Here is a 9549-nt window from a genome sequence, read left to right on the forward strand (position 1 = left end):
GCCACAGGAGATCGCAGACTTTTTTGTTGTCGATAAAGCTGATTCCCATCGTGGGGTCTGCCGTGACGGAATCCCGAATAGATCGCCGGGCTGCCTCGAAATTTCGATTTTGGATGCTGACGATCGCCATGACGACGTATGCCTCAGCCGCGGTCCTCCTGTCTTGTTCGTCACCATGCCGCAAGATGCTGATCAAGTCCCTCACCAGCTCCCATTTCCTCCAATGGATCGCACATGCCGTCCGTATCCGTATAGCCGGCGGCCCAGCCCGGTCTTGAGGGGGCAAAGTCTCAAGGGTGTCCCACGCTTCCTCATAGAGCTCTAGGGAAAGGAATCCACTGGCCTCCCGAAGGATGGATGTGGAGTTCACCACACGTCACCTCGCCTTTCAAGGGCTGGAGGGTCCGGCAGCACCTGCAAGCCGGTGGAGAAAGCTGGGTTATTGGGCATGAAGACGCATTCCACTACTATGCGCCCTTCACCAACGGAAAACACGTAGCTCAGTTGCTTTGTTTGTTCGATGGTCATCGCGCCGATGAGGGCTTGGACAACGGCGTTTTCGTGGGGAGGGAGGGGGTCCATTGGAGGGGCAATTCTATCGGACGAAAATCGGATTTGGTGGTCCGGGAGGTGATTCCACGAAAAAGGCCCGGCTTTCGCCGGGCCTTGATTCACAATAGATGGTGCTCGAGGGGGGACTCGAACCCCCACGGATTACTCCACTAGATCCTTAGTCTAGCGCGTCTACCAATTCCGCCACCCGAGCATTGCTTTGTTGGTGGGCCGCGGATTTATGGGGCGGACCCGGGGTTTGCAAGAAATTCTTCAATCGATTTTCGATTTTGTTCCGCGGGTGCTTCCCGCTTGCATGGCGGGGCCTGAAAGAGTGCCTTTTGCCCCCAGTCTCATGGATGCCATCATTGCGGATTCCATCGTCAAAGATTTCGGCAGCGTCAGGGCCCTGGACGGGGTGTCCGTGGAGGTGGCCGCGGGGGAGCTGTTTTTCCTGCTGGGTGCCTCGGGCTGCGGGAAGACGACGCTGCTGCGGTGCATCGCGGGGCTGGAGACGCCGACTTCGGGAACGATTTCCTTTGGCGAGCGGGACGTGACCACGCTGCCGCCGCACAAGCGCGAGGCGGCGATGGTCTTCCAGAGCTACGCGCTGTGGCCGCACCTGAGCGTGGAGAAGAACGTGGCCTTCGGCCTGGAGGAGCGGAAGATCCCGCGGGCTGAGATCCGGCAGCGGGTGGGGGAGGCGCTGGACCTGGTGCACCTGACGGGGCTGGGGGAGCGGGGGATCGACCAGCTCTCCGGCGGCCAGCAGCAGCGGGTGGCGCTGGCGCGCGCACTGGTGGTGAGGCCGAAGTGCCTGCTGCTGGATGAACCGCTGTCAAATCTGGACGCGAAGCTGAGGATCGAGATGCGGCGGGAGATCCGCCGGATCGTGAAGGAAGGCGGTCTGACGGCGATCTACGTGACGCACGATCAGGAGGAGGCGCTGTCGATGGCGGACCGGATGGCGGTGATGAACCGCGGGAAAATCGAGCAGCTCGGGACTTCGGAAGATGTTTACCGGAATCCCCACACGGCCTTCGTGGCGAGCTTCATCGGCGAGACGAATCTGATCAAGGGACGCGTGGTCGAGGTGCGCGGCGAGTATGCGATGGTGAAGACGGAGGCTGGCCCGCTGGTGGGCCGGGTGACGCGCCCGGAGTGGCAGCCGGTGGCGGGGGATGATGTGACGCTGTCCATCCGCCCGGAGGCCTGGCATGTGGAGGCGGCGAGCGGGGAAAACGGGGTGACGGGGAAAATCACCGAGCGCTCCTACCTGGGGCAGCGCATCCAGTATGTGGTGGATACTCCGCTGGGGCCGCAGCAGGTGGTGGAGCTGAATCCGCATGTGGTGCGGGAGCCGGGCGAGACGCCGGTGCGGCTGACGGCACGGCATGCGGACGTGGCGGTGCTACAGGTGCAGATGCAAGTGAACATGCGATAAGGGGTGGCGGGAGCCGCCGGGATGTGATGCGATTTTCATGCGACGAGAGTTGATGCGGAGTAATGCGATGTGAGCTGACCTGACCTGACGACAGAGCCGACCGAGGCACCTTCCCCCTCTTTTCCCTTCCCCCCATGATGCGACGTTTCCTCCCCATCCTCCTGCTGCTGGCCGCGGTGATCGCCGCGCCGATCCTGCTGCGGCGGGACTCGGATCTGGCGGAGATCGGCCAAGGGGATGACCGGCTGGTGATCATCACGCCGCACAATGAGTCGATCCGCTCGGAATTCGGCGAGGCATTCGCGAAGCACTGGAAGGCGAAGACGGGGCGGACGCTGAATATCGAGTGGCAGATCCCGGGCGGCACCTCGGAGATCGTGCGGGTCATCGAGAGCCGCTTCACCGCGGCAGGGGAGATCGGGAAGGCGGGCGTGGGAATCGATATCTTCTTTGGCGGTGGCGAGCCTGAGTTCAATGGTCAGGCGGCGAAGGGCCGCTTCGTGCCGCTGGCGGTCTTCCAGGAGCAGCCGGGGTGGTTTGCGGACAGCGTGATCCCGCGGACCTTCACGGGGGAGAATTTCTACGAGGCGGATCACCTGTGGGTGGGCACCTGCCTCTCGCAGATGGGCATCTGCTACAACAGGGACTCGATCAAGCGGCTGCGTCAACTGCCGCTGCGGAAGTGGGACGACCTGGCGGACCCGGCGCTGGCGGGCTACGTGGCACTCGGCGACCCGACGAAGAGCGGCTCGGTGAACCGCGCCTACGAGATGATGATCCAGGAGAAGATGCAGCAGGTCATCCGCGAAAAGGGCGACAGCCCGGAGGCGCGCGAGGAGGGCTGGAAGCAGGGGCTGAACCTGCTGCAAGCGATGGCGGCAAACGCGCGCTACTTCACGGACTCCGCCAGCAAGGTGCCGCACGATGTGGCGCAGGGCGATGCGGCGGCAGGGACGTGCATCGATTTCTACGGGCGCTCCTTCGAGGAGTCGCTGTCCCGCCGCGGCCGGCAGTCCCGGCTGGTGTGGACGGCTCCGCTGGGCGGCACCTCGGTGAGCGTGGACCCCATCGCGATCCTCAAGGGCGCGCCGAACGAGGCGATCGCGCAGGAATTCGTGACCTACGTGCTGAGCAAGGAGGGGCAACTTATGTGGAATGTGAAGGCAGGCCAGCCGGGCGGTCCGCGGGAGACGGCTCTACGGCGGCTGCCGCTGCGGCGCGATGTCTACACGACGGAGAATCTGGCGCGCTTCTCGGATCCGGATGCGCTTCCCTACGAGCGCAGCGGCGGCTTCCAGTATCAGCGGGAGCTCACGGGGCCGGCCTTTCGCGCGTTGCAGCAGGTCTTCCGCGCCATGGCGATCGACCCGCATGACGAGATGAAGGACGCGTGGGTGGCCATGCGGAATAATGCGGGGCCCCGCCAGCGCCCGCTGGCGGAGACCGCGGCGGGGCAGGCCTTTTACGATGTGTCACACCTTTCCTACGCGCGGCTGATGGATGAGATCGTGCCGCTGGTGGGCAAGCGCGACCCGCTGGCGACCTCGCGCGAGATGGCGAGGATCTCCGCGACCTTCCGGGCGAATTACCAGCGCGCGGCTGCCCTTGCGACGAAAGGAGGCGCGCCATGAATCGCGGCGCTGCCATCACGGTGACGGGCATCGTCACGGCGCTCTTCGCGGTCTTCTTCCTGTATCCGGCATTCTCGGTCATCGGGGAGGCCTTTCGCACGCCGCAGGGGGGCTTCACGCTGGATTTCGTGGGGGATATTTTCCGGAATCCCATCTACCGCGAGGGCCTGTGGAATGCGCTGGCGCTGGGGGTGACGAGCACGGTGGTGACCTTCTTCATCGCCTTCCCGCTGGCGCTGGTCTCGCACCGGTATGATTTCGCGGGGAGGGGTCTGTTAGGCATCCTCATCCTCATCCCGCTGGTGCTGCCGCCCTTCGTGGGGGCCATCGGCATCCGCCACATGCTGGGGGTGGAGGGCTCGCTGAATGCGCTGCTGATGGAGCTGGGCATGATGAACCGCGAGACCCCGGTGGACTGGCTGGCGCGCGGGCGCTTCTGGGGGATCGTGGCGATGAACGCTCTCCACCTCTACCCGATCCTTTACATGAACATCACCGCCGCGCTGTCCAATCTGGACCCGGCGATGGAGCAGGCGGCGGAAAATCTGGGCTGCACGCCGGCGCGGCGGCTGTGGCGGATCACCCTGCCGCTGGCGATGCCGGGCATCTTCGCGGGCTCGGCTATCGTCTTCGTGTGGGCCTTCACGGAGCTGGGGGTGCCGCTGGTCTTCGACTACACGCGGGTAGCGCCGGTGCAGGTCTTCGACGGGATCAAGGATCTCTCGGGGAATCCCACGCCGTACGCGCTGGTGGCGGTACTGCTGGTGATCTCGGCGTTGGTCTTTGGCGTGACGAAGTGGCTCTTCGGCCAGCAGACGGCGGCTGCGACGCCGCGTCCGAAGGGCCGGGGAGCGGAGGTGAAGCTGCGCGGGCTGAAGTCGCTGGGCTGCGCGATGCTCTTCGGCACGGTCTTCCTGGTGGCCTCGCTGCCGCACTTGGGGGTGATCCTGCTTTCGCTCTCGGACGATTGGTACAAGACGGTGCTGCCGATCGCGCTGAAATTCGATCACTACCTCGACGCTCTGGGCGATCCGCTGGTGGTGCCGTCGATCCGGAACAGCCTCTTCTACGCCTCCTTCGCCACGCTGGTGGATCTGGTGCTGGGGGTGGCCATCGCGTGGGTCATCGTGCGCAGCACCATCCGCGGCCGGGCGATCCTGGACGGGCTGATGATGCTGCCGCTGGCGGTGCCCGGGCTGGTCCTGGCCTTCGGCTACCTGGCGCTGACGCAGGAGGGGCGGCCGCTGCATTTCCTCATCGGTGAGGGGGGGAATCCCGCGCTGCTGCTCATCGTGGCGTATGCAGTACGACGCCTGCCGTACGTGGTGCGGTCCGCGGTGGCGGGCCTGCAGCAGAGCAATCCGCTGCTGGAGGAGGCGGCGCGCTCGATGGGTGCGGGCTGGCTCAGCACGCTGCGGAAGATTTCCCTGCCACTCATCGCGGCGAATCTCGCGGCGGGATGCATCCTCGCGTTCGCCTTCGCAATGCTGGAGGTGAGCGACAGCCTCATCCTCGCACAGCAGGTGGAGTACTATCCCATCACGAAGACGATCTACTCGCTGCTCTCCTCGCTGGGGAATGGCCACGAGCTGGCCGCGGCGCTGGGCACGTGGGCGATGGTCTTCCTCTCCATCGCCATCGCCGGTGCGGCGGCGATGGCAGGGAAGCGCGGCGGGCTTTTCCGCTTCTGATGCTCCGCGCGGAAGGGCGCGCGTGGCGATCTGCCGGGTGGCTTCGTTTTTCTGTAAGGCGACGGGCGCTTGATGCTTCCTATGATCCAGAAGCCAAGTGGACACCTCCGAACATCAAAGGAAATTCGCCGAGTGGACCGGGGAGCACGGTGCGATCCTGCATCACGTGGTGAATGGATTCGCGTCCGGGGCGGACCGGCATGACCTGCGCCAGGAGGTGATGCTGGCCGTCTGGAAATCCATCCCCGCCTACCGCGGCCAGGCGAAGCCGACGACCTATCTCTACCGCGTCTGCCACAATGCCGCGCTGATGTGGAAGCGCTCGGAGAAGAACTACCGTCACCGCATCGATCGCTTCACGGCGGAGACCCGCGAGGACGCAGGCATGGCGATTCCGCCTGCCGTGCACCGTGGCTCCGGGGCGGAGGAGCGGCTGGAGCTTCTCTACGCCGCGATCCACCGGCTGAAGCTGCTGGACCGCTCGCTGATCCTGATGTGGCTGGACGGCCTGAGCTACCACGAGATGGCAGAGATCCTGGGACTCACGGAGGGCAACGTCGGCATCAAGATCAACCGCATCAAAGGACAACTCACCCAAACACTGAAAGGAAACGACCATGGACCTCGCTGAACTGCAAAAGACCTGGAAATCCCCGCTCAATGACCTGCCCGCCCCGGAGCGGACGATGCTGGTGACCGACTTCGCGCGCCGGATGATCCGCCGCCGCCGCTTCCGGTCGATCTGGCTGGCCACCACCTTCCTGTGGCTGGCGCTGGCAACGGCGGCTGCCGCGCGGGCGGTGGTGCTGGGCCGCACGGACTCGCTGGAGCGGTGGTGCATGTTTGCCCTGCTGCTGCCCCCGTGGGGGCTGGCGATTCACTTCCTGCGGCATCACTTGCGTCCGGAGGCGGGATTCACGTCCGGGCAGCGATCCGTCAGGGAGTCGGTGGCGGGTGAGCTGGGTGACACGCGGACCGGCATGCGGCGCATGCAGTGGATCGGGCTGCTCCAGCTCGTGATGATCCCGCTGCTCGCACTGGTGGTGCGGCACCTGCATGCGGTGGGGAAGGTGTCATCGCGCGAGCTGATGTCCCTCTCGGTCTTCATCGCCATCGTGCTGTCGGTCTCCGCCGCGGGGATGGCGTGGCGATACTTCGGCTGCCTCTCCCGGCGGCGGGATCGGCTGGAGGGGATACTCCGGCTCTGCGACGAGGCGTGATCGCATGGTGGCAAAGTCGCGGCGCGGGAGAGATGCGGTGCGGACAGGATCTCCGGAGTTTTGTTGGCGGAGGATGGATCGGGATTCCGCCATTCATGTTGAAGCGGGTGATTCCGCGGCAGCACACGGCGACTACTAACTACCATGAAATCAAACTCGACCAATCGCATCCCGGGCGGCACCGCGAGCTCCGGTGGATGGCTTCTTCTTTCCTTCGCGGTGCTTTCCTCCGCATCGGCATGGGCACAGGTGGCGAATGGCACCTACAAGATCGTGGCCCGGCACTCGGGCCAGGCGCTGGAGGCAAATGGCACCGGCAGCCAGTCCACGCTGAAGCAGCTCCCCTACGAGGGCAGGGCCAGCCAGCAGTGGACGCTGACCAGCCTCGGCGGCGGGCAATACCAGATCATGGGCGTGCAGAGCGGCCTCTACGCGCAGGTCACCGGATCCAGCCAGGCGAACGATGCAGAGGTGCGCCTCTACCCGTGGGTGAACCAGAACAACTTCAAGGTGACGCTGGAAGCCACGGAGGACGGCTACTACCGCATCAAGTTCGTCCACTCGAACAAAGGGCTGGCCGTCTATCGCGGCGTCGGTCCGCTACTAGATTCATCGTACAATTACGGCTTCAAGGCCGTGCAGCGCGACTCCGGCGGGCTGCTCGACGACCAGTGGAAATTCCTGCCGACGGGTCACGTCGCCAATGCGGGCAATCCCTTCGAGATGATCGTGCTGCCGGACACGCAGAAGTATACCAACGAGTGGAACGGCGGCACCCACGAGATGTTCTACGGCCAGACGGCATGGATCGCGAACAACCGTACCACGCGGAACATCAAGTACGTCGCCCACGTCGGCGACATCGTGGACAACCAGAACGTGCCCGCGCAGTGGGTGGTGGCGGACACCGCCATGTCCACGCTGGACGATACCGTGCCCTACGGCGTGGTGCCCGGAAACCACGACTACAACTGGTGGGAGACGGTGCCGGTGACCCAGTCGTATCACCAGATCTTCGGCGCGAGCCGCTGGGCGGGGAAGAGCTACTATGGAGGTAGTTTTGGCGCGCTGAGCAATGAGAACCACTTCGACCTGATCACGGCGAACGGCATCGACTTCGTGATCATCTACCTGTGCTGGCGCGACAAGGACAACCCGAACCAGGCGGAATACGACTGGGCGGACAGCATCCTGAAGGCCTACCCGGACCGCAAGGGCATCCTGGTCAGCCACGAAATCATCAATCCGCACCGGAGCTGGGGATGGAATGGCCAGCAGATGTACGACACGGTGAAGGGGAATCCGAATCTCTTCCTCACGCTGTGCGGCCACTACGGTGGCGAGGCCATCCGTTACGACCGCTTTGGCAACAACATCGTCCACTCGGTGCTGGCCGACTACCAGGGCGACGTGAACGGCGGGAATGGCAAGCTGCGCGTGATGAAATTCGTCCCGGCGGAAAACATCATCCGCATCGAGACCTACTCCACGCACACGAACCAGTGGTACACGAACTCCGGCGCGCAGATCTCGATCCCCTTCGAGATGGGCATCGTGAATGGCGGCATCTATGAGCTGGAGCCGCTATGCGCGCCTGGCAGCCGCATGGAAGTGCGCAGCGGCAATTCCGCGAACAGCTCGAACGTCTCGTTGTGGACCGACAACAACTCGAACCCACAGCGCTGGCGCGTGGAACTGCAGACCGATGGCTCCTACGAGCTCATCCCCCAGCACGCCACCGGCATGCGCCTGAACGTGGCGTCCGCGGGCACGTCGAACGGGACGAACGTGGATATCTACGCCGACCAGAATTCGAACTCGCAGCGCTTCGTCCTGCAGAGCCAGAGCGACGGCTGGTATGAGATCGCGCCGAAGCACGCGCCGGCCATGCGGCTGGACGTGCAAGGCGGTCTGAGCGCGAACAACACGAACATCCGTCTCTACACCGACAACAACAGCGCCGCGCAGCGCTGGAAGCTGATCAAGCAACCCTGAGCCGGAAGCGGTCTCGGGAAACAAACGTGGCACCTGCTTCCCATTGGAGGCAGGTGCCCTTCATGCGAAATGGACGGGAGCCAATCCCGTGATAGATGGGAATGGAAGGCCGATGAATCCGATCGAAGTGAAGCATGAAACACGAACTTCAGCAGTGGGGCGGTCTCGCACTTCTCGCGTGCGCGATTTTTCTAACAGTCTCGCGCAAGCCCGGCGACTCCGGGCAGGCGCGGCACGAGGAGAGTGCGCCGGCCGATGCGGCACCGCGTGGACTTCGTGAGAGCGCGGAGCGTTCTCGTCATGATCGCGGTCAGGGCAGGGTGGTGGATCGTGAGGAATTGAAGCACGCCTTGCTGGTGGCTCTCGATTCGGAGGATGATGCGGCTCTTGCCGGCTACGTCGTAAGGCATGCCGGTGGTGATTTCCCCGCGGTGCTGCAGGTGGTGAGAAGCGATGCGGGATTCATGCCGCGGCGCATCCAGATGGAGGAAGCGCTCGTGCGCTCGTGGTCCGCCCATGATCCCGACGCGGCGATGCATTGGGCAGCCAACCTGCCGGAGTGGGAGCGTGCGGAGACGCTCGGGCGCGTGTGCCGGAATGCGGCAAGGGTGGCTCCGGCGAAGGCGATGCGCGCCTTGCTCGGATCGCGCGAAGGAGAAGCCGTGGCAGGCGACGCGGAGAGTGTGGCGGACACCTGGGCGGCGAGCGATGTGGATGGCCTGATCCGCTGGGCGACGGCATTGCCAGGCGGAGAGCTGCGCGAGCGCATGGTGGCGAAGGCGGGCGAGGGAGGATTTGTTAGAGAAGACTTCGGCGGCCTTTCCCACGAATAGGGGAGGATGCTGGCACGGATCGCACGGTGAGGTCTGACACGACCGGAGAGGGGATATTCCGCTCGGAACTAATGGGCATGTCCGTGTTCGTGCGAGGTGTCGTCGGGGTATTTTTGATGTATCCGGGTATGTTATTATCTTTTTGAGTTATCCTTACCAAAAATCGCCATTTGGGGTGATGGA

At 64.2% G+C, this 9549-nt stretch carries 8 protein-coding genes and 1 tRNA gene; 7 read left to right on the forward strand and 2 right to left on the reverse strand.

All coding sequences use genetic code 11. The annotated features are described in order from the left end of the window. Nucleotides 1–366: 366 nt before the first annotated feature. A complete protein-coding gene (locus OKA04_RS12470) occupies nucleotides 367–528 on the reverse strand; it encodes a hypothetical protein (protein WP_264501500.1) in 162 nt (53 codons plus the stop codon). 153 nt (nucleotides 529–681) lie between these two features. Next, nucleotides 682–766: transfer RNA gene (locus OKA04_RS12475), tRNA-Leu, on the reverse strand. A 141-nt stretch (nucleotides 767–907) separates the two neighbouring features. Between OKA04_RS12475 and OKA04_RS12480 the strand changes: the two genes are divergently transcribed. The 7 genes from OKA04_RS12480 (at nucleotide 908) to OKA04_RS12510 (ending at nucleotide 9366) form a co-directional block, all read left to right on the forward strand. Beyond that, nucleotides 908–1996: an ABC transporter ATP-binding protein gene (locus OKA04_RS12480; protein WP_264501501.1), complete on the forward strand. Its 1089-nt coding sequence runs from the start codon at nucleotides 908–910 to the stop codon at nucleotides 1994–1996. 134 nt (nucleotides 1997–2130) lie between these two features. Beyond that, entirely contained in the window at nucleotides 2131–3627 is a 1497-nt protein-coding gene (locus OKA04_RS12485) for an ABC transporter substrate-binding protein (protein ID WP_264501502.1), read from the forward strand. Then, nucleotides 3624–5318, forward strand: coding sequence for an ABC transporter permease (locus tag OKA04_RS12490; protein WP_264501503.1), 1695 nt, complete (start codon nucleotides 3624–3626; stop codon nucleotides 5316–5318). Before OKA04_RS12485 ends, OKA04_RS12490 begins: the two co-directional genes overlap by 4 nt. A 97-nt stretch (nucleotides 5319–5415) precedes the next feature. Then, entirely contained in the window at nucleotides 5416–5949 is a 534-nt protein-coding gene (locus tag OKA04_RS12495; protein WP_264501504.1) for an RNA polymerase sigma factor, read from the forward strand. Continuing rightward, nucleotides 5936–6538 (forward strand): hypothetical protein, encoded by a 603-nt coding sequence (locus OKA04_RS12500; RefSeq protein ID WP_264501505.1) that lies wholly within the window; start codon nucleotides 5936–5938, stop codon nucleotides 6536–6538. The genes OKA04_RS12495 and OKA04_RS12500 overlap by 14 nt, the downstream gene beginning before the upstream one ends. A 144-nt stretch (nucleotides 6539–6682) precedes the next feature. Further along, nucleotides 6683–8533, forward strand: a complete 1851-nt coding sequence (locus tag OKA04_RS12505) for an RICIN domain-containing protein (RefSeq protein ID WP_264501506.1) — start codon at nucleotides 6683–6685, stop codon at nucleotides 8531–8533. Between the two features lie 134 nt (nucleotides 8534–8667). After that, nucleotides 8668–9366 (forward strand): hypothetical protein, encoded by a 699-nt coding sequence (locus OKA04_RS12510; protein ID WP_264501507.1) that lies wholly within the window; start codon nucleotides 8668–8670, stop codon nucleotides 9364–9366. Nucleotides 9367–9549: the final 183 nt, after the last annotated feature.

This window comes from Luteolibacter flavescens (assembly GCF_025950085.1).
Taxonomy (GTDB): Bacteria; Verrucomicrobiota; Verrucomicrobiia; order Verrucomicrobiales; family Akkermansiaceae; genus Haloferula; species Haloferula flavescens.